At 56.6% G+C, this 26,356-nt stretch carries 27 protein-coding genes; 15 read left to right on the forward strand and 12 right to left on the reverse strand.

Features of this window, described 5'->3' with window-relative positions:
- Positions 1-80: 80 nt before the first annotated feature.
- The 4 genes from F0155_RS04565 to hemE all read right to left on the reverse strand — a co-directional run bounded on the left by F0155_RS04565 (position 81) and on the right by hemE (position 3,783).
- Positions 81-662: a GNAT family N-acetyltransferase gene (locus tag F0155_RS04565; protein WP_150523291.1), complete on the reverse strand. Its 582-nt coding sequence runs from the start codon at positions 660-662 to the stop codon at positions 81-83.
- Between the two features lie 114 nt (positions 663-776).
- A complete protein-coding gene (gene rho / locus F0155_RS04570) occupies positions 777-2,045 on the reverse strand; it encodes a transcription termination factor Rho (RefSeq protein ID WP_150523292.1) in 1,269 nt (422 codons plus the stop codon).
- Between the two features lie 275 nt (positions 2,046-2,320).
- Positions 2,321-2,749, reverse strand: coding sequence for a protoporphyrinogen oxidase HemJ (gene hemJ, locus F0155_RS04575; protein WP_150523293.1), 429 nt, complete (start codon positions 2,747-2,749; stop codon positions 2,321-2,323).
- A gap of 5 nt (positions 2,750-2,754) precedes the next feature.
- Positions 2,755-3,783, reverse strand: coding sequence for a uroporphyrinogen decarboxylase (gene hemE / locus F0155_RS04580; protein ID WP_204934388.1), 1,029 nt, complete (start codon positions 3,781-3,783; stop codon positions 2,755-2,757).
- A gap of 427 nt (positions 3,784-4,210) precedes the next feature.
- Between hemE and F0155_RS04585 the strand changes: the two genes are divergently transcribed.
- From F0155_RS04585 to dnaQ, 5 genes are all read left to right on the forward strand, one after another.
- On the forward strand, positions 4,211-5,053 hold the full coding sequence (locus F0155_RS04585; RefSeq protein WP_150523294.1) for a pyruvate, water dikinase regulatory protein: 843 nt from the start codon (positions 4,211-4,213) through the stop codon (positions 5,051-5,053).
- A gap of 23 nt (positions 5,054-5,076) precedes the next feature.
- On the forward strand, positions 5,077-5,676 hold the full coding sequence (locus F0155_RS04590; RefSeq protein WP_192913750.1) for a Maf-like protein: 600 nt from the start codon (positions 5,077-5,079) through the stop codon (positions 5,674-5,676).
- On the forward strand, positions 5,673-6,518 hold the full coding sequence (locus tag F0155_RS04595) for a shikimate dehydrogenase (protein ID WP_150523296.1): 846 nt from the start codon (positions 5,673-5,675) through the stop codon (positions 6,516-6,518). The genes F0155_RS04590 and F0155_RS04595 overlap by 4 nt, the downstream gene beginning before the upstream one ends.
- A complete protein-coding gene (coaE, locus tag F0155_RS04600; RefSeq protein ID WP_150523297.1) occupies positions 6,515-7,102 on the forward strand; it encodes a dephospho-CoA kinase in 588 nt (195 codons plus the stop codon). Before F0155_RS04595 ends, coaE begins: the two co-directional genes overlap by 4 nt.
- Positions 7,103-7,197: 95 nt before the next feature.
- Positions 7,198-7,911, forward strand: a complete 714-nt coding sequence (dnaQ, locus tag F0155_RS04605) for a DNA polymerase III subunit epsilon (protein WP_150523298.1) — start codon at positions 7,198-7,200, stop codon at positions 7,909-7,911.
- Positions 7,912-7,963: 52 nt separating this feature from the next.
- On the opposite strand, the gene F0155_RS04610 is transcribed toward dnaQ, so the two are convergent.
- Positions 7,964-8,950: a 2-hydroxyacid dehydrogenase gene (locus F0155_RS04610; protein WP_150523299.1), complete on the reverse strand. Its 987-nt coding sequence runs from the start codon at positions 8,948-8,950 to the stop codon at positions 7,964-7,966.
- A 239-nt stretch (positions 8,951-9,189) separates the two neighbouring features.
- Here F0155_RS04610 and F0155_RS04615 point away from each other — a divergent pair, with 239 nt between their 5' ends.
- A complete protein-coding gene (locus tag F0155_RS04615) occupies positions 9,190-9,726 on the forward strand; it encodes an SH3 domain-containing protein (protein ID WP_208999126.1) in 537 nt (178 codons plus the stop codon).
- Positions 9,727-9,803: 77 nt separating this feature from the next.
- Here the strand turns inward: F0155_RS04615 and fabI are convergent, their stop codons facing one another.
- The 3 genes from fabI to fabA all read right to left on the reverse strand — a co-directional run bounded on the left by fabI (position 9,804) and on the right by fabA (position 12,476).
- Positions 9,804-10,613 carry an enoyl-ACP reductase FabI gene (gene fabI / locus F0155_RS04620; RefSeq protein ID WP_150523300.1) on the reverse strand — a complete coding sequence of 270 codons (810 nt, stop codon included), beginning with the start codon at positions 10,611-10,613 and terminating at the stop codon, positions 9,804-9,806.
- Between the two features lie 10 nt (positions 10,614-10,623).
- Complete coding sequence (gene fabB, locus F0155_RS04625; protein ID WP_150523301.1) at positions 10,624-11,847, reverse strand: beta-ketoacyl-ACP synthase I; 1,224 nt, start codon at positions 11,845-11,847, stop codon at positions 10,624-10,626.
- 122 nt (positions 11,848-11,969) lie between these two features.
- Positions 11,970-12,476, reverse strand: a complete 507-nt coding sequence (fabA, locus tag F0155_RS04630; RefSeq protein ID WP_150523302.1) for a 3-hydroxyacyl-[acyl-carrier-protein] dehydratase FabA — start codon at positions 12,474-12,476, stop codon at positions 11,970-11,972.
- Positions 12,477-12,834: 358 nt separating this feature from the next.
- Between fabA and irrA the strand changes: the two genes are divergently transcribed.
- On the forward strand, positions 12,835-13,266 hold the full coding sequence (gene irrA, locus F0155_RS04635; RefSeq protein WP_208999127.1) for an iron response transcriptional regulator IrrA: 432 nt from the start codon (positions 12,835-12,837) through the stop codon (positions 13,264-13,266).
- Positions 13,267-13,269: 3 nt separating this feature from the next.
- On the opposite strand, the gene F0155_RS04640 is transcribed toward irrA, so the two are convergent.
- Both F0155_RS04640 and nth read right to left on the reverse strand, forming a co-directional pair.
- The gene (locus tag F0155_RS04640) at positions 13,270-13,785 is read right to left on the reverse strand and encodes a GNAT family N-acetyltransferase (protein ID WP_150523303.1); all 516 of its coding nucleotides are present in this window, start codon (positions 13,783-13,785) and stop codon (positions 13,270-13,272) included.
- A complete protein-coding gene (gene nth, locus F0155_RS04645) occupies positions 13,782-14,606 on the reverse strand; it encodes an endonuclease III (RefSeq protein ID WP_150523378.1) in 825 nt (274 codons plus the stop codon). Before nth ends, F0155_RS04640 begins: the two co-directional genes overlap by 4 nt.
- Before the next feature lie 22 nt (positions 14,607-14,628).
- On the opposite strand from nth, the gene F0155_RS04650 reads away from it, so the two are divergent.
- Entirely contained in the window at positions 14,629-15,159 is a 531-nt protein-coding gene (locus tag F0155_RS04650; protein WP_150523304.1) for a DUF2244 domain-containing protein, read from the forward strand.
- An 18-nt stretch (positions 15,160-15,177) separates the two neighbouring features.
- On the opposite strand, the gene F0155_RS04655 is transcribed toward F0155_RS04650, so the two are convergent.
- Positions 15,178-16,365: an MFS transporter gene (locus tag F0155_RS04655; protein ID WP_150523305.1), complete on the reverse strand. Its 1,188-nt coding sequence runs from the start codon at positions 16,363-16,365 to the stop codon at positions 15,178-15,180.
- A 60-nt stretch (positions 16,366-16,425) separates the two neighbouring features.
- A complete protein-coding gene (mutS, locus tag F0155_RS04660; protein ID WP_150523306.1) occupies positions 16,426-19,146 on the reverse strand; it encodes a DNA mismatch repair protein MutS in 2,721 nt (906 codons plus the stop codon).
- Positions 19,147-19,277: 131 nt separating this feature from the next.
- Here mutS and F0155_RS04665 point away from each other — a divergent pair, with 131 nt between their 5' ends.
- From F0155_RS04665 to accD, 7 genes are all read left to right on the forward strand, one after another.
- Positions 19,278-21,557 (forward strand): NADP-dependent malic enzyme, encoded by a 2,280-nt coding sequence (locus F0155_RS04665; protein ID WP_150523307.1) that lies wholly within the window; start codon positions 19,278-19,280, stop codon positions 21,555-21,557.
- Positions 21,558-21,564: 7 nt separating this feature from the next.
- Positions 21,565-21,942: a YkvA family protein gene (locus F0155_RS04670; RefSeq protein ID WP_150523308.1), complete on the forward strand. Its 378-nt coding sequence runs from the start codon at positions 21,565-21,567 to the stop codon at positions 21,940-21,942.
- Between the two features lie 35 nt (positions 21,943-21,977).
- Positions 21,978-22,628 (forward strand): phosphoribosylanthranilate isomerase, encoded by a 651-nt coding sequence (locus F0155_RS04675; RefSeq protein ID WP_150523309.1) that lies wholly within the window; start codon positions 21,978-21,980, stop codon positions 22,626-22,628.
- A 6-nt stretch (positions 22,629-22,634) separates the two neighbouring features.
- Positions 22,635-23,849 carry a tryptophan synthase subunit beta gene (gene trpB, locus F0155_RS04680; protein WP_150523310.1) on the forward strand — a complete coding sequence of 405 codons (1,215 nt, stop codon included), beginning with the start codon at positions 22,635-22,637 and terminating at the stop codon, positions 23,847-23,849.
- Positions 23,850-24,084: 235 nt separating this feature from the next.
- Entirely contained in the window at positions 24,085-24,315 is a 231-nt protein-coding gene (locus tag F0155_RS04685) for a DUF1127 domain-containing protein (RefSeq protein WP_150523311.1), read from the forward strand.
- A gap of 138 nt (positions 24,316-24,453) precedes the next feature.
- The gene (gene trpA / locus F0155_RS04690; protein ID WP_150523312.1) at positions 24,454-25,287 is read left to right on the forward strand and encodes a tryptophan synthase subunit alpha; all 834 of its coding nucleotides are present in this window, start codon (positions 24,454-24,456) and stop codon (positions 25,285-25,287) included.
- Between the two features lie 59 nt (positions 25,288-25,346).
- Positions 25,347-26,309 (forward strand): acetyl-CoA carboxylase, carboxyltransferase subunit beta, encoded by a 963-nt coding sequence (gene accD / locus F0155_RS04695; protein ID WP_150523313.1) that lies wholly within the window; start codon positions 25,347-25,349, stop codon positions 26,307-26,309.
- Positions 26,310-26,356 lie beyond the last annotated feature (47 nt).

A 26,356-nucleotide genomic window follows, 5' to 3' on the forward strand; every position in this document is an offset into this window, starting at 1 on the left:
GAGATTTCAGGCGTAAGCATTCCGGATCCGAATCCGTCAAAATGCTGTTTCACGTGAATCAATGAGTAGCAGAATGGCAGTCAAAGCGCATGCGTCTTCGATACTAGCCAGTCCGAAGCTGTAAGCCGATAAAGCACGTGCATGGCCATGGGATGATCATTCGGCAGACTGGGGTGTTTGAAATCGCCCTGCGGATCATGAGACATCCCAATTCGCTTCATTACATTTTGCGAAGGGATATTTTCAGGAATGGTGAAGGCAACGATTTCGTCCAGTTTCAGGATTTCGAATCCGAATCGAAGCCACTCTCTTGCGGCCTCGCTTGCGTAACCCTTCCCCCAATATCTCTTATGCAGTCTCCATCCGATTTCGACACATGGATCGAACGGCAAGGGTTTTGACAATCCTGGTCTGTTCAATCCGACAAACCCGACAAATGCGCCGGTCGCCTTTTCAAAAACCGGATCAAAGCAAAACCCGTTCCTGCTCTGCCGGTCCAGAAGCTTCTCCAGAAACAGCTCGGTTTCACCCCGATCATATACCTGCGCAAAGTAGCGCATGACCGCGGCATCGCTGCAGAGTTCATAAAGATCATCAATGTCATCGGAGCGCCAAGGGCGCACGAAGAGCCGGTCAGTTTCCAGTTTCGATGGGAATGTCATTTTGATCCCGATTCAAAAAAGGCGATTCACGTGAAACAGGTGAGTTTCCAAAAAGCAGAAAGGCGCAGTCTCAGCTGCGCCTCTCCAAACCGATTGATACGGATCCGATTCAGATCACGTATTCATGCTGTCGAAGAAATCATCGTTCGACTTGGTCTGCCGCAGCTTGTCGAGCAGGAATTCGATCGCGTCAACTGTGCCCATCGGATTGAGGATACGCCGCAGAACGAAAGTTTTCTTGAGGCGCTCGGCCGGAACAAGAAGCTCTTCCTTACGAGTGCCAGACCGTTGAATGTCGATAGCCGGGTAAACACGCTTGTCAGAGATCTTGCGGTCAAGGATGATTTCAGAGTTACCCGTTCCCTTGAACTCTTCAAAGATGACTTCATCCATGCGGCTGCCGGTATCGATCAGGGCCGTCGCGATGATCGTCAGCGATCCGCCTTCCTCGATGTTACGGGCAGCACCGAAGAAGCGCTTCGGACGCTGCAAGGCGTTAGCGTCCACACCACCGGTCAGAACCTTGCCTGAAGACGGAACAACCGTGTTATAGGCGCGGCCAAGACGCGTGATGGAGTCCAGCAGGATCACAACGTCACGGCCATGTTCGACGAGGCGCTTGGCCTTCTCGATGACCATTTCGGCTACCTGAACGTGACGAACGGCCGGTTCGTCAAAGGTGGAGGAAACAACCTCCCCCTTCACCGTGCGCTGCATGTCTGTCACTTCTTCCGGGCGCTCGTCGATCAAGAGAACGATCAGATAACATTCCGGATGGTTCGTGGTAATCGACTGGGCAACGTTCTGCAGAAAAACCGTCTTACCGGTTCTCGGCGGCGCGGTGATAAGACCACGCTGTCCCTTGCCAAGCGGAGCAACCAGATCGATCACTCGTGAGGAGAGATCTTTCTTGTTCGTCGGATCTTCGATTTCCATCTTGAAGCGCTCGTCTGGATAGAGCGGCGTCAGATTGTCGAAATGAACCTTGTGGCGAGCTTTTTCCGGCTCTTCAAAATTGATTGTGTTGACCTTGAGAAGCGCGAAATAGCGTTCTCCGTCCTTCGGGCTTCTGATCTGCCCTTCGACCGTATCCCCGGTTCTGAGTGAAAACCGGCGGATCTGGGACGGCGAGACATAAATGTCATCAGGCCCAGGCAGATAATTCGCATCCGGCGATCTGAGGAAGCCAAACCCGTCCTGAAGAACCTCGACGACACCTTCGCCGATGATTTCAACGTCCTGGGCAGCCAGGTTCTTGAGGATCGCAAACATCAATTCCTGTTTGCGCATCGTGCTGGCGTTTTCGACCTCCAGTTCTTCAGCAGTCTGAAGCAGCTCGGTCGGTGTTTTCTCTTTGAGATCTTTAAGTTTCATTTCCCGCATGAAGATGGGATCATTTCTATAGATTGATGTATCGAGGGGGGACTTCCGCTTGAGGAGCTTTAACCCGGCGAAAGTGTACTGAGGGAACTACCAATCAGATCTGTATCGGACAGAGGCGCTTCGCGTAAGGCAAACTCTGGAAGCACCATATGGAAGTTGTCGCGACGATAAGCTGATTTTATTTTCTTCGCAAGTCCGCAAAAGGAATAATAAACAACCCCGGATAATGAAGTTCATCCGGGGCAGCAGTCTTGTGAGAACGGATCCAAGTGAACCTAGAACGGCTTTCCAATGACAAGGATAACAATACCGATCATCAGAACAGTGGGGACTTCGTTCAAGATCCGGTAAAACTTGGTGGATCTGGTATTCTCGTCCCGTGCAAAGATCTTCACGTAGCGTGCCAGATACCCGTGTACTCCCGACATGATCAGCACGAGGGTGAGCTTTGCGTGGAACCATCCTTGCGAAAAAGCACCGATTTCATAGGCCGCCCAAAGACCGAAGATCCAAGCCGATATCATGGCCGGATTGATGATCGCCTTCAAAAGACGGCGTTCCATCACCTTGAAGGTTTCGGACTTGTCGGACCCGACTGCCGCTTCGGCATGATAGACGAAGAGACGGGGAAGATAGAGCATCCCCGCCATCCACGCGATGATGGAAATCACATGAAGTGATTTGACCCAGCTGTAGAGATCCACCGCACCTAGCCTCGCTTCACCCGTTCAACCATGCGGGCGACGTTCTCCGGATCAGCATCCGGTGTGACACCGTGTCCCAGATTGAAGATCAGCGGTCCCTTGTCGAAAGTGGACAGAATGTGGTCGATCCCTTCATCCAGTGCCTTGCCTCCGGCAACAAGGCGCATGGGATCGAGATTGCCCTGGATCGGCACCTTCTTTTGAACCTCAAGCGCGATTTCGTCCGGCGCCGTCCAGTCGAAGCCCACCGCGTCGACGCCCGTTCCTTCAATGTATTTCAGGATACGTGCGGACGATGCCTTGGGGAAACCGATGATCTTTGCGTTTGGCCGCTCAGCCTTCACACCATCGACTATGGCGCGGGTCGGCCGGATGGACCACCGTTCAAATCCGGCATCGTCAAGCACACCTGCCCATGTATCGAAAATCTGGACCGCATCAGCACCGGCATCCAGCTGACGAACAAGGTAGCGGATCGACGCCGTCACAAGGTGATCGATGAAGCGACCCATCAGGTCAGGATCACGATAGGCGCCAACACGCGCTGCTGTCTGGTCTGGAGTGGTATGTCCGGCAACAGAATAGCATGCAACGGTCCAGGGAGCGCCACAGAAGCCCAGAAGGGTCGTTTCAGTGGGTAGCTCCGCCCGAAGCCGGGTAACCGTCTCTATGACCGGTTCCAGGTGTTTCTCGGCACGGTCCTGATCGAGACGATCGATAAGAGCCGCATTGAGAGGTTCAAGAACAGGGCCCCGTCCCTCTTCAAAGCGAACAGGATATCCGATTGCATCGGGAACAACGAAGATGTCCGAGAACAGAATAGACGCATCAAAGCCATATCTGCGGATCGGTTGAAGGGTCACTTCTGTTGCCAGATCCGGTGAATAGCAGAACTCCAGGAAGTTCGCTGCCTTCTTTCGAACCTCACGATACTCCGGGAGATACCGACCGGCTTGGCGCATCATCCAGATTGGTGGCGGCCACATTTTTTCACCCGCCAATACGCGCATCACGGCACGGTCTTCAGACTTCATGAGATCTCTGCCTTTCCCAACTTCAAAACAAAAAAGATTCTTATTTTGAATCTGTTTTTTCTTATTGTGCGTGGATTGCCGGGATCAATTGTTGTCCACACACGATCACGTTCATTCCCGCCTCAGGACAAGTTTCCTGAAGTTCTGGACAACATATACTCCCCAAGAGTCGATAACTCAAAAAAACATAATGTCGCAATAGTTTGTAAATTTGTTAACCATTCGTTAACGAATTTTCTTGGTGTGGATGAGCTGTCGAAATTGGTGGAACCGCGTGTTAATCAACAGGTCTGCCGATTTGTTTCGGCGGGAGTCATCGGAAAACCCGATGCTGTTCATAATTTTTCGTTAACGGGCATAGTTTCCGACCAAGGCAGTGCCGTGAGCAAGATAGACCCAATTCATCAACAGGGCTGGGGATGACAGTGTGAGCAAGTCCAGACATTACTTTCACCTCCATCTCGTGTCCGACTCCACCGGCGAAACGCTGATGACGGTTTCCCGAGCGGCAACAGCGCAGTACGAGAATGTCCAGGCGATCGAGCACGTCTATCCGCTGGTTCGTGCGCACATGCAGCTGGACCGGGTCATCTCGGAAGTCGAGGCAGCTCCTGGAATTGTCCTTTATACGCTCGTGGACGAGGAAATTTCCGGGCGGCTTGAACAAAAATGCCGCGAACTCGGTGTTCCCTTCGTCAATATCCTCGATCCCGTGTTTGCCGTGTTTCAGTCCTATCTCAATGTCACACAGACACATCGGATAGGCGGACAGCACGAGCTCGACGCAGAGTATTTCAAGCGCATGGAAGCGCTGAACTATACGATGTTGCACGACGATGGTCAGATCTGGGACGATCTGGAGTCTGCGGATATCGTGCTTCTGGGAATTTCGAGAACTTCAAAAACCCCAACCTGCATCTATCTCGCCAATCGCGGCATCAAGGCTGCGAATATTCCCCTTGTTCCCCAAATCCCGTTGCCGGATCACGTCAAGGAACTAAAAAACCCTTTGATCGTTGGTCTGGTCGCCTCGGCAGAACGGATTCAGCAAATCCGAAAGAATAGAATTCTTTCCATGAATTCAGATGGTTACAACGATACCTACATTGACCGTAAGGAAATAGCTCGGGAAATCACCATGGCCCGGCGCCTTTGTACCGAAAACAACTGGCCCTTGATTGACGTCACGCGCCGCTCCGTCGAAGAAACCGCTGCGGAAATCATGACCTTGTTCAAGGCTTTCAAAGCGCGTAGGCCTGTTGACCTTTAAAGCGCATTACAGGATGGACGAGGTTGGGAATGACCCTTGTGCTTGCCAGCGGAAGCCGCATTCGGGCTGAGCTTCTGAAAAATGCAGGACTGACTTTCGAGGTGGATCCGGCAACGGTCGACGAACGCGCCGTGGAAGCCCCCCTTCTGGAGGCAGGCCTTTGCCCGGAAGATCTGGCGACAATTCTGGCGGAAGCCAAAGCGCAGGATGTCAGCGAGCGTCGGTCAAATGATCTGGTTGTAGGCGCGGATCAGATCCTGGCATTTGAAGGCGAGCGCTACACCAAACCGGAAGATATGGAAGCAGCGCGCCGCCAGTTGTTGAAATTTTCCGGAAAAACCCACGAACTCCTGTCAGCAGTTGTCATTGCGAAGAACGGCGAGACACTATGGCGGCACCTTTCTGTCGCCCGTTTGACCATGCGGCCCTATGGTCCGGAATTTGTCGGGCGGTATCTGGCGTCGGTCGGTGATGTTGCCCTGACCAGCGTCGGTGCTTATCAGCTGGAATCCCGCGGAATTCAGCTTTTTGATCGGATCGACGGAGACTATTTCACCATTCTCGGTCTTCCGCTTCTTCCGCTTCTCGAAGAGCTTCGTAATCAGGGTGTTGTTGACAGATGACCGGACCCAGAAAGTCTGCGGTCACCGGCTGGCCGGTAACCCACTCCAGATCCCCGCTCATCCATGGATACTGGCTGAAAAAGCACGGTCTTGAAGGAAGTTATGACCGCTGCGGTGTGGAGCCGGAGGCTGCGGAAGCCTTCTATCGATCCCTGCCGGAGCATGGACTGGTCGGCTGCAATGTCACCGTGCCCCACAAGGAAACGGCGGCCAAGGCCTGTGTTCATCTCGATGATGCGGCAAAAGCCATGGGTGCAGCAAACACGCTCTGGCTGAACGACGCCGGTGAGCTGTGCGGCGCAAATACCGATGGTCTCGGCTTTTTGGGAAATCTCGACCAGCAACATCCCGGGTGGGATAACCGCCATGACGAGGCGATTGTTCTGGGAGCAGGCGGAGCTGCGCGAGCGATTGTCTGGGCTTTGCTGGAGCGAAAGTTCTCCTATGTGCGTATCTTTAATCGGACCTTCGAAAAGGCTCAGATAATTGCCGATGAATTCGGAGCCGGTTCGATTGCACATCCATGGGATGAACTGGGGAGTTATCTTGGAAAAGCTGATCTCCTCGTCAACACCACCGCGCTGGGAATGAGCGGCAAGGACCCGTTGCAAATTGACCTGGCGAACCTGCCGCGCAAAGCCCTGGTAACGGATATCGTTTATGTGCCGCTCGAAACGGACTTGTTGAGAGCAGCCCGCGAACGCGGCAATCCGACGGTGGACGGTCTTGGAATGCTGCTCCATCAGGCCGCACCGGGATTTGAAAAGTGGTTTGGGGTTCTGCCAGAGGTTGATGATGAGCTGAGGGCGCTGGTGGTAAAGGATCTGGGAGTTCAGGCGTGATCCGGATTGGATTGACTGGTTCCATCGGCATGGGCAAGTCGACCACGGCGCGCATGTTCGCTGATCTGGGTGTTCCCGGTCACGACGCAGATGCGACCGTTCACAAGCTGTATTCCGGCCGCGCGGCACCGTTGATCGAGCAGGCCTTTCCGGGGACGACCGTTAACGGCGCGGTCGACCGAACGCTTTTGTCTCCACATGTGCTTGGAAAACCGGACGCCATGAAACGTCTGGAATCCATCGTCCATCCTCTCGTTCGAGAGGAAGAGACAGCGTTTCTCCAAAAAGCGGCTTCAGAACGTCGACGGGCCGTACTTTTGGATATTCCGTTGCTTTTTGAGACTGCTGGTGAAGGAAGGGTCGATGTCATCGTGGTGGTATCGGCTCCCGCCGATGTTCAACGCGCAAGGGTAATGGCGCGACCGGGCATGACCGCGGATCGGTTTGAAGCCATTCTTGGCCGCCAGATGGCAGACGAGGAAAAGCGCAAACGTGCGCATTTCGTCATCGATACGGGTCGAAATCTCGAAATGACCCAACGCTCCGTGGCCTCGCTCATGCGCTCTCTTGCAGCCATGAATTAGGCAGACAGCCTGTTGAAGCTTGGGAAAACCACTCCCTCCCCTTGCTTCGTGATCTGAGCGCGGCAAAGTGAACCGGATGGCGAAAGAGGCAGAACATGCGCGAAATATCCTTTGATACGGAAACCACGGGCCTGAACCCGCGCGGCGGTGACCGTCTGGTGGAAATCGGCGGTGTGGAGCTCTGGAACCACATTCCAACCGGCAAGAGCTATCACGTCTACATAAACCCCCAGCGTGACATGCCGGAAGGCGCCTTTCGGGTTCACGGCCTTTCTGAGGAGTTCCTGTCCGACAAACCGCTGTTTGAGCAGGTGGCTGACGAGTTTCTGGAATTTGTTGGCGATGCGCGGCTGGTCATTCACAATGCCGCCTTCGACATGGGCTTCATCAACATGGAGCTGGAAAAATGCGGACGGCGGACCATTGGCAACGATCAGGTTCTCGACACGCTTGATTTGGCCCGGCGAAAACATCCAAGCGGGCCGAATTCGCTGGATGCGCTCTGCTCCCGCTATGGCATCGACAATTCGAAACGTATCAAGCACGGCGCGTTGCTCGATGCGGAAATCCTCGCTGAAGTCTATCTGGAGCTGATCGGTGGTCGTCAGACGGCACTGGGCCTGGTGCCGGACGAGGAGACAAACCAATCTGCAGGAGAGAAAAGCGAACCGGGTGAGCTTAGCTCGTTCAATGCGCGAAAGCGCCCCGTCCCCCTCGTGCGCCCGATTGCAGATGAGGAATTTGCCGCCCACAAAGCCTTTGTTGAAGGCATGGGCGAAACTGCAATCTGGAACAAATACGGCGCATGAAAAACGCGGGACCAAGGGCCCCGCGCAAAAGTTTTCTCGAAAAGGCAGTCTGTCAAAGCATTGACGGCAACACGCGATCCGGCGGACGGTGCCCGTCCATGAAGGTCTTGATGTTGATGATGACCTTCTCACCCATTTCGATGCGGCCTTCCATGGTCGCCGAGCCCATATGCGGAAGCAGAACCACGTTCTCCAGCTTGACGAGCTTCGGATTAACGGCCGGTTCATGTTCAAACACGTCTAGGCCAGCACCGCCCAGTTCACCTGCTTCAAGCATGCGGATCAGTGCGTTTTCATCGATGACCTCACCTCGGGCCGTGTTGACCACATAGGCGTCCTTTTTCATCAGCTTCAGCCGACGAGCGGACAGAAGATGGAACGTGCCGGGTGTGTGCGGGCAATGAACCGACACCACATCCATGCGCGCCAGCATCTGGTCGAGGCTGTCCCAATAGGTCGCTTCAAGGGATTCTTCCACATCCGTCGGCACCCTGCGGCGATTGTGGTAATGGATCGACATGCCGAAAGCCTTGGCCCGGCGAGCAACAGCCTGACCAATACGGCCCATGCCGATGATCCCGAGGCGCTTGCCCCAGATCCGGTGGCCGAGCATCCAGGTTGGCGACCAGCCAGCCCATTCGCCTGCTTCCAGAGACTTGATGCCAGCGGCAAGGCGGCGCGGCACCGAAAGGATCAGCGCCATGGTCATGTCGGCTGTATCTTCGGTCAGAACGCCCGGGGTGTTGGTAACATTGATGCCGCGATTGTTTGCGGTCACCACATCAATGTTGTCGACACCATTCCCGAAATTGGCGACGAGCTTGAGATTGGGTCCGGCCTGTGCGAGCACGGACGAATCAATCCGGTCGGTAACGGTTGGAACAAGCACATCCGCCGTTCGAACAGCTTCCACCAGTTCAGCCTGCGTAAAGGGGCGATCGGTGTCATTCAGCCGTGTTTCGAACAATTCCCGCATACGTGTTTCCACAACGTCGGGCAATTTCCGGGTAACAACGACCACAGGCTTCTTTTTCGGCATATTTTCCGCCTTGTGCCTTCCGTCAGGGCTTGCACCGCTGACATGATTACAATTACCAATCCCGCCAAACACGGAACGTTACTTTTCCTTACCAGATGGGCGCGTAGAAACAAGTGGACGCTTGGGATTACCCGTCTGGTCACAGGAATGACGAGAGGGCATGCTGGTGTTCTGTGGCAGGGATCGTTAAAGCTTTTTGCAAGAGAAATGCCCGTCGAACAATTGGACAAGCGAATAATATGGTTGGGATGATATCCAAGTCTGCAATTCGATTTTTCGCCGGCCTGTGCCTTTTGGTGCTGACACTGGCACCTGTCACGGCTCTCGCGCAGGCCACCAAAACCGGACCCTCCGGCTATCCCATTCCCCGGTTTGTCAGCCTGAAGTCTGACAAGGTCAATGTCCGCGTCGGCCCGTCCCGCGAGCACGATGTGGCCTGGACCTATGTCATTGCCGGTCTTCCCGTTGAAATCGTTCAGGAATTCGACAACTGGCGCCGTATTCGTGATTGGGAAGGCAAAGAAGGCTGGGTCTTTCACACCCTGCTCTCGGGTCGCCGCACAGCGCTCGTAACACCTTGGGAGAAAAGCTCCCGCACGCCCCTGCGACAGCGTTCGAAGTCGGATGCAGTTATCGTTGCCGAGCTAGAGCCGTTGGTCCTGGCTACGATCAAGGAATGCGCAGGTGGCTGGTGCCGCATTCAGGGCGAAAAATTCGATGGCTGGCTCGATCAGACGCGACTTTTCGGTGTCTACCCCGACGAGCAGGTAGAATAGAGTTACATCACTGGGTTACAAAAAAGGGGCGGCCACGTTGGACCGCCCCTTTTCCTTGTTCATTTCGGATAGATGCATCAGTCAGCCGGGTCCTGAACCTTCAGTTCTGCCAGACGCGGCATCGACATGATGTTGTAGCCGCTGTCCACAAAGTGGACTTCACCGGTTACACCGCCGGAAAGGTCGGAGAGAAGATAAAGGCCCGTGCCACCGATTTCTTCCAGCGAAACGGTCCGGCAAAGCGGGGAGTTACGCTTCTGGAAATTGAACATCAGGCGGGCATCGGAAACCCCGGATCCTGCCAGTGTACGCACCGGGCCAGCCGAAAGCGCGTTCACACGGATGTTTTGCTCGCCGTAATCGACAGCCAGATAGCGAACCGAGCTCTCAAGCGCAGCCTTTGCAACGCCCATCACGTTGTAGTTCGGCATGACGCGCGTTGATCCGCCATAGGTCAGCGTGATCATGGACCCGCCATTTGGCATGATCTCGGCAGCCCGGCGCGCAATGTCCGTGAACGAGTAGCAGGAGATCACCATTGTGCGGATGAAGTTGTCTTTCGACGTATCCGCGTATTTGCCCCGAAGCTCGTTCTTGTCGGAAAAGGCAATCGCGTGGACGAGGAAGTCGATCGTGCCCCACTCGGCCTTCAGCGTGGAAAACACTTCGTCGAGGGAGTTTTCGTCCTCAACGTCGCAGGGAAGCAGAATGTTGGAGCCAACGGATTCAGCCAGCGGCTTGGCCCGCTTTCCGAATGCATCACCCTGATAGGTAAACGCGAGCTCCGCGCCGTGATCGGCCAGGGTCTTGGCAATGCCCCATGCGATGGAGTGGTTGTTGGCAACCCCCATCACAAGGCCGCGTTTGCCCTTCATCAAGTCAGACATAGAGTTTTCCTTAGCCGTGATAGCGCGACATAACGAGCGACGCATTTGTGCCGCCAAAGCCGAAGCTGTTGGACAGAACCGTGTCGAGCCCGGCGTTGTCGATCCGCGTTGTCACGATTTCCTCCGGCTTGATGGCCGGATCAAGCTCGTTGATGTTGGCCGACGCGGTCATGAAGTCGTTTTCCAGCATCAGGAGACAATAGATAGCTTCCTGAACGCCGGTTGCCCCAAGGCTGTGACCGGTGAGGGACTTGGTCGAGGATGCTTTCGGCTGGTTTTCGCCAAAGACGCGGCGGATGGCTTCGATCTCGCCCACGTCGCCGACCGGGGTCGATGTTCCATGGGTGTTGATGTAACTGACCTTGCGGTCACCGAGGCCATCAATGGCAAGGCGCATGCAACGCTCACCGCCCTCGCCGGATGGCGCAACCATGTCATAGCCGTCTGAATTCGCGGCATAACCGGTGATTTCGGCATAGATTTTTGCACCGCGTGCCTTGGCATGTTCCAGTTCTTCGAGAACGACAACACCGCCACCACCAGCAATCACAAACCCATCGCGGGTCGCGTCATAGGCGCGCGAAGCCGTCGCAGGCGTGTCATTGTACTTGGAGGACATGGCGCCCATGGCGTCGAACAGGCAGGACAGCGTCCAGTCGAGTTCTTCTCCGCCACCTGCGAACATCACATCCTGTTTTCCGAACTGGATCTGCTCGGTCGCAGCGCCAATGCAGTGCGCAGAGGTCGAGCAGGCAGAGGTGATGGAATAGTTGATGCCCTTGATCTTGAACGGCGTCGCAAGGCAGGCAGAGTTGGTTGAACTCATACCGCGGGTCACCATGAACGGGCCCATGCGCTTGGGTGAACCCTTTTCCAGAACGATCTGGTGTGCCTGGAAGAGGTTTTTGGTGGACGGACCACCGGACCCCATGATCAGGCCTGTGCGCGGATTGGAAACATCCTTTTCCTCAAGACCACTGTCCTTGAGAGCCTGTTCCATGGCGATGTAGTTATAGGCAGCGCCATCGCCCATGAACCGCAATTGGCGCTTGTCGATCAGGGAAGCGATATCGACATTCGGCTTGCCGTGAACCTGGCTGCGGAAGCCGTGTTCGGCGTAATCCGGAGCAAAGCTGATGCCGGACTTGCCTTCCTTGAGGCTTGTCAGGACTTCGTCGGCATTTGCGCCGATGGAGGAAACGATCCCGATCCCGGTGACGACAACGCGTCTCATTGCGGTCTCCCATTTGTTATGTCCGAGCCATAGGGTAGCTCGGGTTCAGGGCTCAAATAATATGCAAACCGGCGCTTTTAAAGAAAGCGCCGGCCGAATTCACTGGTCTGAAACGAATTGGTTCAGGCGGTGGACAGGCCGACGCGAAGATCGGTGGCAGCGTAGATCTGCTCGCCATCGGCTTTCAGCCATCCATTGGCGATGCCGAGGACGAGGCGTCCTTTCATGATCCGCTTGAAGTCAACGCCGTATTCAACGAGCTTCACGCTCGGTGTCACCATGCCCTTGAACTTCACTTCACCAGTCGACAGGGCCATGCCTTTGCCCGGAAGGCCAAGCCAGCCGAGGTAAAAGCCGGTCAGCTGCCAAAGGGCATCAAGTCCGAGACAGCCCGGCATGATCGGATTGCCGTGAAAGTGGCACGGGAAGAACCAGTGGTCCGGTTTGATTTCAAACTCGGCACGGGCGTAGCCCTTGTCAAATTCGCCACCGGTTTCCGAGATATCCGTAATCCGGTCGAACATCAGCATGGGGGGCAGAGGCAACTGGGCATTGCCCTCGCCGAAAAGCTCACCGCGAGCGCAGGAGAGGAGGTCCTCATAGTCGTAGCTGGAGCGACGTTCGGTCATTCAATTTCCGTCTTGTCTCAGGTGCCTGACCATGCGCAGTCATGATCGAGGCTCCACGTTTTTGATCGTTGTGGCTGGTCGACTTCCTAACACAGGGGAAACGCTACTGAAAGGGTTGGCGATCCGCAACTCGGCGGGAATTGCAGCCCAAATTGCATTTAGCCGTCTATTTTTGGTGCGCCCCAAGCCGGATCCAGTCGCTTTGGGGATGAAAAACTTGCATTTTCCATGCAAGAAATGGCAAGTATGGATTGCGGACGCGACGTGCTAGCATAGGTAGTACGTGGTGTTTCGGCTCGAATGCCGGATCGAGGGATCTGGACCGCCGACGCGACCGGAAATATGACAAAGGCCTGACATGACTCATTTTACGCCGATACACGTTCAGTATACCGACGTATCCAACATGTTGAGAAATGCCGGATTGCGCCCGACACGGCAGCGCGTATCCCTCGCCGAGTTGCTCTATTCCAAGGGCGACCGCCATATTTCCGCTGAGCATCTGCATGAAGAAGCCGTGGCTGCAAATGTCCCGGTATCGCTGGCCACCGTTTACAACACCTTGCATCAGTTCACTGAGGCCGGTTTGCTGCGCGAAGTGGCAATTGACGGAACCAAGACCTATTTCGACACCAATGTGTCCGATCACCACCATTTCTTCATCGAAGGGGAAAACAAGGTGGTGGACATTCCAGGTGAAGGCGTTGGCATCGACAAGGTGCCTGAAGCGCCGGAAGGCATGGAAATCGTGCGCGTCGATGTCGTGGTGCGCGTTCGGCCCAAATCCTGATCTTCAGGCAATCCATTCAAATTTCACGGCCGGGTCGCCCGTTGTCGGCCAGATAATTGTGCCTGCCTTTACGAAGCCGGTTTGCTCCAGCACCTTGGCGGATGCCGCGTTGTCCGGGTGAACATAAGCGGGGAGCCCGGTTAGTCCGAGCACCTGCGTGGCAAATCCTTGTACGGCAACAATGCTTTCGCGGGCATATCCCTTGCCTCGCGCAGTTTCAACAAACGCATAGCCAAGGTCCGGTTCTTCGAACCCGTCCCGGTCGACAAGCCCGTTCATCCCGACAGATTCACCGCTGGCGATTTCCTCGACAAGCCACAAGCCAAAGCCCTTTTTGGAAAAACTGGGAAGCAGCTTGTCCAGGATATAGGTTTCAGCGTCCTCCAGAATGCGCAAACCCCTATCCCCGATGAAGCGGTGGTAGGCCGGATCGTTCATCAGGCGCAGATAAAAGGCCGCATCCGCCGGTGTCGGTTCGCGAAACCTCAGCCGGGCGGTTGACTGCGGAGCGGGCTTCATTCGCAGGTGCCACTTGCCGAGCGCGCCACGAGAGCTGCGGTTTTCACGGCAATTTCGGGAATGGAGTCATATTTCTCCCGCTCCGGGCTCTTGCAGAGATCGTAGATCACACAGCGGCGGCACTCGGGCTTGCGCGCCTTGCAAATATACCGGCCATGCAGGATCAGCCAGTGATGGGCATGAAGCCCGAATTCCGGCGGAACGACTTTCTCAAGCGCTTTTTCAACATCGAGTGGGGTCTTGCCCGGTGCCATGCCAATCCGGTTGGCCAGCCGAAAGAGATGCGTATCGACGGCGATCGTCGGGTGCCCGAAGAAGATATTCAACACCACATTCGCTGTCTTGCGCCCCACCCCCGGCAGCTTTTCCAGAGCCTCACGGTCTTCCGGAACCTCACCGCCATGATCGCGAATAAGCAACTCGGACAGGAGAATGACGTTTTTCGCCTTGGTCTTGAAAAGGCCGATCGTACGAATTTCCTCGCGCACCCGATCCTCACCGAGGGCGACCATTTTCTGTGGAGTATCAGCGATCTGGAACAGGGTTTTGGTTGCCCTGTTCACGCCAACATCGGTTGCCTGCGCAGAAAGAACGACGGCAACAAGCAGCGTGAAGGCATTCACGTAATCCAGTTCACCTTCCGGTTCCGGATTATCGGCATGGAACCTTGCAAAGATCTCTGCAGTCTCGGCTTTCGAGTAGCGGGACTTCTTGAGGATCTTGCCCGGATTGTCGACAGACGGCGCCTTCTTGCGGGTCTTCGACTTATTTCTGGTCTTTGCAGCTGCGGCAGAGCGCGAAGCGGTCTTTGAATTCACCATGACCACTCTATAATCATGTCCCATGAGCAAGGACAATCCGAAACCAGAGGAAAACACCGCAGAGGCTGCGGACCTGCCGTTTTTTACGGCGGTGCTGACACCACATCGTTCTCTGGGTCCCAACGGCTTTCTGATCCTCATGGTCTGTCTCGGTGTGGTGAGTTTCGTGGCGGGGGTCCTGTTCCTGATGATCGGGGCCTGGCCGGTCTTCGGCTTTATCGGTCTGGATGTTTTGCTGATCTATGTCGCGTTTCGTTTGAATTACGCCTCGGCACGGACTTACGAGGAAGTCAGCATATCGAGAACACAGATCATCATACGCAAGGTTGGACCGGGAAAGCGGAGAGAGCAGTTTGTCTTCAATCCCTTCTGGGTGCGTCTATCGGTCACAAAGCTGGCCGACGAAGGGGTGACCAACATCTCCCTCTTGAACCGCGAGCAGAAAGTGGAATTGGGAAGCTTCCTGAATCCTGATGATCGTACGAGCTTCGCAACCGCAATCACACGGGCACTCTCGGCCTCCAAAAGCGGGTATGTACCGACAGCTGGCTAGTCGAAGAAAATGGACCTCTCACGGGCGCATGAGGGTTTTTCTGGGCTTCACCTTGTAGGTCACCGCAATCACAACAAGTGCGACGAGCGACGAAATGCTGGCGACATAAAGAACGGTTTTGTAGTTGGCTGCGCTGGCAATGAACCCCATTGAGACACTTCCGATCACGCCGCCGAGGAACAGGCTGTTCATGTACACAGCTGTTGCCCGCCCCGGACGATCTGGCGCAAAGCCTTGAACAAAGGTGATCGCGACGCCTGCAAAGAGCCCGTAATAAGCCCCCTCCAGAATTGAGACCAGAACGACATGGGTGACGGTTTCGACCTGCGCAAACAAAAGCATACTGCCGCTGGCCATCAGAGCAGAGGTCATCAGGACCGGGCGCGGTCCGACTTTTCTGGCAAGCGGTATGGAGGCAAAGATCACCAGGACCTCCATGAAGCATTTAACCGCAAGTGAAATGCCCGGCGTTGAGGTCGGAAGGCCGGTTTCCTTGACAAAAAACAGCGGCATCGAGGACACGAACAACGAATTGGTTGCGGTGAAGCCGACACAGGCCAGACCTGCGATCAAGAGCCCGTAATTGATGCTGCCATCATCCAACGGCGTATCGGAGCTTTTCTGCCGGTGAAAATCACCCGGCACCACGAACCATCCAAGAGCAAGGAAGCCGAAACCGAGGAGAAACGCGACCAAAAATGCGGTCTGAAAGCCTTGTTGGCCGACAATCGTGTAGGAGAGCGCCGGCCCGACCATCCACCCGAGTGACACGGACATGCGCACCCAGGCATTGACCCGGGCAATATCAAGGGACCGGGCCTCGGCGAAAAACCGCGCGAAGGTGAAGACGATCCCGGCTCCCGTGTTGGCGAGGACCATGAAGGGGATCACAAATGTGATCAATCCAAGCAGGCTGGAGACTTGTGTCAGGACAAGCGTGACACTTAAGAGCGCAAAGCTTGAGACGAGCAGAAGACGGCGAACCCTTGCGCCCTTGTCCAACCTTTCGCCAACCCAGCGATTTGCCAAAAGCGTGAGCGGTAGAAGCAATCCGGTATAAAGGCCCACCTGCCACGGTTCGGCACCCAGCCCCTCCACGATGAAAAAGCTCATCAGCGGAATGAGCATGGAAATGCAAAGGCTGTAGGACAGCTGAAGCAGGCAGATCAGCAACGCCGATCTCGGAAGTCCAGAAAAGTTCAACATCAAAAGACCTGACAAGAGAAAACAGGGCGCCATCGCACTGCTTGTGCGCCCTGTCTTCTGTTATCCTTGATCAGGCTTCGCCGATAGGGCCTTCAGGCGATAGAGGCTCTCAAGCGCTTCGCGAGGCGTCATGTCGTCCGGGTTGATGTCCGACAAGGCTAAACGCAGCTGATCGGGTTGATCAGCTGCGGGCGCCTGTTTCGGTTTAGGAACGGCGGCAAACAGGGGCAATTCATCAATCAGCGCCTGCGCCGGGGATTGGCGATCCTGTTCTTCCAGTTGGCTCAACACCTGTTTGGAACGTTCGACAACGCTTCCCGGAAGTCCGGCCAGCTTGGCAACCTGAATACCATAGGAGCGGTCAGCGGCGCCCGGCACGATCTCGTGCAGGAAAATGACCTCGCCATCCCATTCTTTCACTGACACTGTCGCATTCGACAGTCGGTCCAGCTTCTGGGAGAGCGCCGTCAGCTCATGATAATGGGTTGCGAACAGGGCCCGCGACTTGTTGACTTCATGCAGGTGTTCAATCGTTGCCCAGGCAATCGACAAGCCGTCGAAAGTGGCCGTCCCGCGACCAATTTCATCCAGAATGACCAGCGAACGATCGCCTGCCTGATTGAGGATCGCGGCTGTTTCCACCATCTCCACCATGAAGGTCGAGCGCCCGCGTGCAAGATCGTCCGCCGCGCCGACACGTGAAAACAGGCGGTCGACAATGCCGATATGGGCATGGTTTGCAGGAACGAAGGCACCCATTTGTGCGAGGACGGCGATCAGGGCATTCTGGCGCAGGAACGTGGACTTACCGGCCATGTTCGGGCCCGTAATCAGCCAGATGCAGCCGGTATCGCCCTTCTCGACGGGGCCAAGGTCTGCGTCATTGGCAACGAAACTGTCTCCGCCCGAATGTCTGAGCGCTCGTTCCACGACAGGGTGGCGCCCGCCCTTGATGTCGAAAGCACGGCTCTCATCGATCAGGGGCCGGGTGTAATTTTCTTCCTGCGCCAGTTTGGCGAGGGCAGCCGAAACATCAAGGATCGATAGTCCGTGCGCCGCCGCCTTGATGGCGTTGCCAGCGGAAATGATCTGGTCCGCAAGCCGGTCGAAAATTTCCAGCTCGATGGCCATCGCCCGTTCGCCTGCACTCGCAATGCGGGATTCCAGATCAGCGAGTTCCGTTGTGGTGAAGCGCATCGCGCCGGCCATTGTCTGGCGGTGAATGAAGCGGCTCGGGTCGTCCTTGAGCTTGTCAGCCTGAGCCGTCGGCGTTTCGATGAACCAGCCGAGCACATTGTTGTGCTTGATCTTCAGGGAGCGCAGGCCGAGCTCCTCGGCATACTCCGCCTGAAGGCGGGCTATCACCTTTCGGCTTTCATCGCGAAGGGCTCTCAGTTCATCAAGGTCCGGGTTGTAGCCGGCAGCCAAAAATCCACCGTCCCGCTTGAGAAGAGGCGGATCTTCCTTGATCGCGGAAGAGAGCTCACTCCCCAGTTGGTGTGGGGCCTGTTCCAGACTTGATCGTGCCTCGGCAAGTTCGTGCGGAACGTCACCGGCCTGACCGGTCATGTCGAGGATGGTTTTGGCGGCCTGCAGGCCTTGGGCTATCGACAGGATGTCTCGGGGGCCGCCCCGCTGAAGCGCGATGCGCGACAGGGCGCGGGCCATGTCCGGCGCGCCTTTCAGGGTCTGTCGCAACTGCTCACGCATCAATTCGTGCGTGAGGAAGAAATCGACGGAATCATGCCGTTGCCCGATGGTTTTCGGGCAAACAAGGGGGCCTGCAAGACGGCTGGCAAGAAGGCGCGCGCCTCCACCCGTCACCGTGCGATCAATGGTGGTCAGCAAACTGCCCTGCTTTTCACCAGACAAGGTCCGGGCCAATTCCAGATTGGCGCGAGTGGCAGGATCGATGAGCATGCGCCCGCTTCCTGCCTCACGCGTTGGCGGGTCAAGCGGTGGGCGCTCACCGAGCTGGGTCTTCTCGATATAGGCCAGAACGCCGGAGGCAGCTGTCAGCTCCGCGCGTGAAAAGGTGCCAAACCCGTCGAGTGTCTTCACGCCGAAATAGTGGGAAAGCCGATCAGATGCGGTTGCACCATCAAAAAAGGCGCGGGGCACCGGCGACAAGGAGCCACCGGATTGTTCGGCAATGATCCGGATCTCGGCTTCCTGCAAGAGATTGTCCGCAAGGATCAACTCACGCGGTGCGATCTGGGCAAGATCGGCGGCAAGGCGCGAATGGTCTGTTTCCGAGACCTGAAAGCTTCCGGTCGACATGTCGATCCAGGCAAGGCCATAGACCGCATCCCCATCCAGTGATCCTGTGCGCACGCGGGCAAGCGCGGCAAGGAAGTTGTTGGAACCTGCATCTAGCAGTCGGTCTTCGGTGAGGGTTCCCGGAGTGACAAGCCGCACGACATCGCGGCGAACCACGGACTTCGATCCGCGTTTCTTCGCCTCTGCCGGATCCTCGGTCTGTTCGCAAACCGAAACCCTGTGACCCAACGAGATCAGTTTTTGCAGATAATCGTCGGCTGCATGAACCGGCACGCCGCACATCGGGATATCTTCTCCCTGATGCTTGCCGCGCTTGGTCAGCGTGATGCCCAGCGCTCGAGAGGCCACTTCTGCATCTTCGAAGAACAGTTCGTAAAAGTCCCCCATCCGATAGAACAGCAGGCTGTCCGGATTGGCGGTCTTGATTTCGATATACTGGGCCATCATCGGCGTGACTTTGGTGTCTGCCGGGGCGGGATTTGTAGCGCTAGCCTGTGACATGGGGCGAACCTAGCAAACAGCGACGTCGCTTTCATATTCGCGATGCAATATCACGGCTTGAGTGGGCAATTTTCAGGGGATAAGGTCTGTGTCCCTTCGCAAATAATGGCAAGCAAGGAAACGCTGCATAAATGGCCTCCAAGGACACCAAGAAAACCGCCGTCAGCTTCACTGATCAGGAAGCGCTGAATTTCCACCAGGACGGACGACCGGGTAAGCTGGAAATCACCCCGACCAAACCCATGGCCACGCAGCGAGACCTGTCGCTTGCCTATTCTCCCGGCGTTGCGGTGCCCGTGCGGGCCATCGCGGAAGACCCGAGCCGCGCCTTTGACTACACGACACGCGGCAACCTCGTTGCGGTGATTTCAAACGGCACAGCCATTCTGGGTCTTGGCAATCTCGGCGCGCTTGCCTCCAAGCCGGTGATGGAAGGCAAGTCCGTTCTCTTCAAGCGCTTTGCTGATGTCGACTCCATCGATCTTGAAGTCGATACGGAAGAAGTCGAGGAGTTCATCAATTCCGTACGGTATCTCGGACCATCCTTCGGCGGGATCAATCTGGAGGACATCAAGGCACCGGACTGCTTCATTATCGAGCAACGTCTGCGCGAACTGATGGACATTCCGGTTTTCCATGACGACCAGCATGGCACCGCGATCATTGCCGCAGCCGGATTGATCAACGCGCTGCACCTGACTGGCCGCGACATGGCAACGACCAAAATCGTCTGCAACGGCGCAGGGGCCGCAGGTATCGCGTGTATCGAGCTGGTCAAGGCCATGGGCGTTCCCCACCAGAACGTGACCCTGTGTGACACCAAGGGTGTTATCTACAAGGGGCGTGCCGAAGGCATGAACCAGTGGAAGTCCGCCCATGCTATTGAGACAGACGCCCGGTCACTCTACGATGCTCTGAAAGGTGCCGATGTCTTTTTCGGTGTGTCGGTGAAAGGCGCCCTCACGCCGGACATGCTTCGTGCGATGGCCCCCAATCCCATCATTTTCGCGATGGCCAATCCGGACCCGGAGATTACTCCGGAAGAGGCAGCTGAAGTTCGCGATGATGCCATTGTGGCAACGGGCCGTTCTGACTATCCCAATCAGGTCAACAACGTCCTTGGTTTCCCCTATATTTTCCGTGGGGCACTGGATGTTCGGGCCACCACGATCAATGAAGCAATGAAGGTTGCCTGCGCGGAGGCGCTCGCCAAGCTTGCTCGTGAGGAAGTGCCGGATGAAGTGGCGGCCGCCTATCGGGGAACCCGTCCGAAATTCGGGCCGGAATACATCATTCCCGTACCCTTCGATCCACGTCTGATCCATGCAATTCCACCGGCAGTGGCTCAAGCCGCAATGGACAGCGGTGTTGCCCAGCGCCCGATCGTCGACATGGACCAGTATCGCCATGAACTGTCGGCGCGACGCGATCCGGTCGCCGGCACCCTGCAGCGCATCTTCTCCAAGGTTCGCCAGCAGCCCAAGCGTGTTGTGTTTGCCGAAGGTGAGGAAGAGCCGGTCATCCGTGCAGCTGCAAGCTTCGTCAACCAGAGCCTTGGTGAAGCAATCCTGATTGGCCGTGAGGATGAAGTCCGTGCGGTTGCCCAGCAGGCCGGTGTGGACATTGATCGTCCGGGGATCAGAGTTCAAAACGCCCGCCTTGCCGATCGCGGCAAGGATTATGCGGCCTACCTTTATGGTCGCCTGCAGCGCAAGGGCTACCTGCTGCGCGATTGCCAGCGCATGGTCAACAATGATCGTAACTACTGGGCTGCGATCATGGTTGCACGGGGCGATGCCGATGCCATGGTGACGGGTCTGACCCGAAACTATTCCGTTGCACTTGATACGGTTCGCGCCTGTCTGGACGTGAAACCTGGGCACCGGATGATCGGGGTTTCACTGGCGCTTGCCCGTGGCCGGACCGTTCTCATCGCTGATACCGCCGTGATTGACATGCCGACAGCGGAAGAACTGGCGGATATTGCAGAAGAGGCAGCTCACGTTGCCCGTCGTCTGGGTTACGAACCGCGTGTTGCCATGCTGGCCTATTCCACATTCGGTCATCCACGCGGCGAGCGTTCGGAAAAGGTACAGGAAGCTGTCCGCATTCTGGATCGTCGCCGTGTCGATTTCGAATATGACGGCGAAATGGCTGCTGATGTTGCGCTGAACATGGACAAGATGTCGGTCTATCCGTTCTGTCGTCTGTCCGGCCCGGCCAACGTTCTGGTGATGCCGGCCTTCCACTCAGCATCCATCTCCACCAAGATGCTGCAGGAACTCGGCGGATCGACGGTCATCGGCCCACTGCTTGTCGGTCTCGACAAGCCGGTACAGATCATTCCCATGGGAGCGAAGGACAGCGATATCGTCAACATGGCGGCGATTGCTGCCTACAACGTGACCTGAGAACTGCATGATTGCGCGGCTGCGGCGCTGGGCAAGGCTTCTTCTGAAGAAGGCTGTGCTTGTCTGGCTCGCAGCCCGCGACAATCGGGTGCCATGGCTCGTCAGGGCGCTTGCGGCGATCGTTGCCATTTATGCCCTGTCACCGATTGATCTGATCCCCGACTTCATTCCCGTCTTTGGCCTTCTGGATGATCTTCTGCTCGTACCGTTGGGCGTATGGCTGGTCATCCGTTGTTTGCCGCCCGGTCTTCTGGCGGAACTGGAAGAAAAGGCCGAATTGCAATCTGTCGAAATGGACCGTCGGACGGGTTTTCTGCTGATAGCGGCCACATGGCTTTTGGCGGCGCTGGTCACCGGCTGGATTGTTTGGGCGATTGTCTGCTAAGACCGGACATGATGACAAGAACCTGAGGCGAGGACATGAAAGTCAAGATCTGCGGCCTTTCGACGGAAGCGACCATGGAAGCTGCGCTGGACGCGGGTGCAGACATGATCGGCCTCATGTTCTTTCCCAAGAGCCCGCGTCATGTCACGCTGTCTCAGGCGTGCAAGCTCGCGGACATGGCACGCGGCAGGGCGGAAATCGTGGCCGTGACCGTCAATATGGATCTCGACGGCCTTTCGCGCATTCGCGAGTTGGTCGGTCCCGACATCGTCCAGTTTCATGGTTCCGAGCCGCCCGAAGCCTGCGCTGCCGTGAAGGTCATGCATGGCGTGAAGGTCATGAAAGCGGTTGCCGTTTCTGAACGGGCAGATCTGGAACAGGCGCAGTTCTACTCTATAGTTGCTGACTGGATCCTGTTTGACGCCAAGCCGCCCAAAGGATCGGAATTGCCGGGCGGCAATGGGGTGTCCTATGACTGGAGCCTGTTGAAAGACCTTGACCTTGCGAAGCCCTTCATGCTTTCGGGAGGTCTGAACCCGGAAAACGTCGTGGAAGCCATACGGCAAAGCGGGACAAGGGCGCTGGATGTCTCCTCCGGGGTGGAGAGGGAGCCTGGCGTCAAGGACGAGACATTAATCAGGGCATTCCTGGCAGCGGCCAAGGGTGCGAATGTATCAGGGAGTTAGGTGGCAATGACCACGATGGCAAACAGCATCCGGACCGGTCCGGACGAACGGGGTCATTTCGGCATATTCGGCGGACGTTATGTTGCCGAAACGCTGATGCCGCTTATTCTGGATCTGGAGCAGGCCTACAAGGATGCCAAGAATGATCCGGCCTTTGCGGCGGAAGTCGAAAACCTGAACACCCACTATACGGGACGTCCCTCGCCGCTCTATTTCGCAGAGCGCCTGACGGAACATCTCGGCGGTGCGAAGATCTATTTCAAGCGCGACGAGCTGAACCACACCGGTTCGCACAAGATCAACAACTGCATCGGTCAGATCCTGCTCGCCAAGCGCATGGGCAAGACACGCATCATTGCTGAAACCGGTGCCGGACAGCACGGTGTGGCAACGGCCACGGTCTGTGCCCGCTTCGGTCTACCCTGCGTCGTCTATATGGGTGCGACGGATGTCGAGCGTCAAAAGCCGAACGTCTTCCGCATGAAGCTTCTGGGCGCGGAGATCGTTCCTGTTACAGCTGGCGCCGGCACTCTCAAGGACGCCATGAACGAGGCGTTGCGCGACTGGGTGACCAATGTCGACAACACCTATTACCTGATTGGCACGGCGGCTGGTCCGCATCCCTATCCCGAGCTGGTCCGCGACTTCCAGTCTGTGATTGGCAAGGAATTGCGGGAGCAGATCATGGCCGCCGAAGGCCGCCTGCCGGATGCCATTGTGGCCGCTGTGGGCGGCGGGTCCAACGCCATTGGCATGTTCCACCCGTTCCTCGATGACAAGGACGTCCAGATCGTCGGTGTAGAAGCCGGTGGCCGGGGACTTCAAGGCGAAGAGCACTGCGCTTCCCTGACAGCCGGAAAGCCGGGCGTTCTGCATGGCAACCGCACATACCTGCTTCAGGACGATGACGGCCAGATCCTCGAAGGTCATTCCATTTCCGCCGGTCTCGACTATCCGGGCATTGGGCCGGAACACTCTTGGCTGAAGGAAATCGGCCGCGTGAATTATGTGCCGATCATGGACGACGAGGCGCTGAACGCGTTCCAGATGCTGACCCGCGTCGAAGGTATCATTCCTGCTCTCGAGCCCTCCCATGCTCTGGCTCATGTCATCAAGATGGCTCCGACCATGGACAAGGACCAGATCATCGTCATGAACCTTTGTGGGCGCGGCGACAAGGACGTCTTCACGGTAGGCGGAATGCTCGGTTTCGATCTCTGATCCTGATCGAAGTAAGTCTTGCAGAAAGTCTTGGAAGGGCCGTCGGAATCATCCGGCGGCCTTTTTTCATACCGGCTGCACCGGAACCGGGCAAAAATGTGGGTGACAGCCATGTTCATTTCGCAAGCCAGCGTTCCGGGACTGTCTGTTGTGCCGAAGGGTATCAAATCCTAGGTAGCGGTCAGTTGGTGACGCCGAAGGTCGGTGCCGCTCCATCGATAACCGGATCAGGATCATGTCTGCCTTCCAAACCGCTTCATTCGCCGATTTTGTCTTCAATTCCGTATCATCGCTGGGTCGCAGTGTAAGACGGGCCGCCGAAAACTATGGCAAGGCCCGCGCCGCCGCCGCGCTTTACGAGCACATGTCTGCGCTCAGCGACGAACAGCTTGCGGATATGGGCCTTCAGCGGGATCACGTTGCCCGAACAGTCTTCCGGCGCGTTTTTGACGACCGCGAAGCGTAAAAATCCCGCCCGGAGCCAGCGAACATCGCTGAAAATGACATCAAGGGGTCAAAGGCGCATTGACAGCGGGAATGCTGCACCCCTACATCCCTTGCAACAGGGAGCTTGCAAGCTCCTGAACGGCAAGGGTGGATTGGAATGACGGAAACGCGGATTGATCGCCGGTTCAAGGCATGTGCGCAAGCAGGGCGCCCGGCGCTCGTGACCTTCATCACGGCAGGTGATCCCGACCTCAAGACGTCGCAGGCCGTTCTGGACGCGCTCCCGGCAGCCGGTGCCGACGTGATCGAGCTTGGTATGCCGTTTTCCGATCCCATGGCCGAGGGCGTGCCGATTCAGCTTGCGACCCAACGGGCGCTGAAGGCTGGCCAGACCATGGCCAAGACCCTGCAGATGGTGCGGGATTTCCGCAAGAAGGACGATGACACTCCGATCGTTCTGATGGGCTACTACAATCCGATCTATGTGCGCGATCCGAAGGCCTTTGTTCGCGAAGCGAAAGACGCTGGTGTCGACGGCCTGATAATTGTCGACATTCCGCCGGAAGCCGATGATGAGCTGTGCATTCCCGCTCTGGAAGCTGGCATCAACTTCATTCGCCTTGCTACGCCGACCACGGATGATGCGCGCCTTCCCGCTGTTCTCGCCAACACCTCAGGCTTCGTCTACTACGTCTCTGTCACCGGCATCACGGGTTCGGCTATTGCCGACACGACCCGCGTTGCCTCTGCCGTCAACCGCATCAAGGGCCACACCAGCCTGCCGGTTGCTGTCGGATTTGGCGTGAAGACTGCAGATCAGGCCGCAGAAATCGGCAAGGATGCCGATGGTGTTGTCGTCGGGTCGGTTCTCGTCAATGCCATTCGTGACAGCCTTGATGATGCCGGATTTGCAACCGATAACACTGTTTCGGCGGTAACCACGTTGGTGGCCGATCTTGCAAGTGGTGTTGCTCGCGCACGCCGCTCGTGAGACAAAGCCGACTGACTGAACACCGTAGCAACGACCTTTAACAAACGGACACGCTTCCCGTGAACTGGATCAACTCTCTCGTACGGCCCAAAATCCGCGACCTTCTCAAGAAACGGGAAGTACCGGAAAACCTTTGGATCAAGTGCCCGGAAACGGGCGAGATGGTTTTCCATCGTGATCTGGAAGCAAATCACTGGGTCGTGCCGAATTCCGGTCACCACATGCGCATGCCCGCGAAAAAGCGTCTCGACGTGTTTTTCGATGATGGCGCGTATGAGCGGATTCAGACACCAGAGGTCCATGCAGACCCGCTGAAGTTCCGTGACACCAAGCGCTATACTGACCGTATCAAGGAATACCGGGCAAAATCCGGTGAAACCGATGCGGTTCTGATCGCCAAGGGCAACGTCAACGGCATGGAAATGACCGCTGCGGTGCAGGATTTTGCCTTCATGGGCGGGTCGCTCGGCATGGCAGCCGGTGAGGCAATCCTCACGGGCATGCTGAAGGCGGTTGAGGCAAAGACACCTTTTGTGTTGTTTGCCGCATCCGGTGGCGCCCGCATGCAGGAAGGCATTCTTTCGCTCATGCAGATGCCGCGCACGACGGTTGGTGTGCAGATGCTGCGCGAGGCTGGCCTTCCCTATATCGTTGTCCTGACCAACCCGACCACGGGTGGCGTGTCGGCTTCCTACGCAATGCTTGGTGATGTTCACATTGCCGAGCCGGGCGCACAGATCGGCTTCGCCGGGCGCCGTGTGATCGAGCAGACCATCCGCGAAAAGCTGCCAGAAGGCTTCCAGAGTGCCGAATACCTGCTGGATCATGGCATGGTCGACATGGTTGTCAGCCGCCACAAGCTGAAGGACACGATCTCGCGGATTTGCGGCATTCTCCTGAAGCGCGAAATCCAGCTTCCGGTCGTTGAGGAAGCCGAAGAGCAGGCAAGCGACGAAAAGGCTCCAGCCGAAGTCGCAGCGGCCAAGCCGGAAGAAAAATCGGAAACAACCGAAAAGGCCTGACCCTGTTTGACCCTTCAGGGCGCTGAGGGGTCCGGTCCTGCTCATGG

This window comes from Roseibium sediminis (assembly GCF_008711325.1).
GTDB lineage: Bacteria > Pseudomonadota > Alphaproteobacteria > Rhizobiales > Stappiaceae > Roseibium > Roseibium sediminis.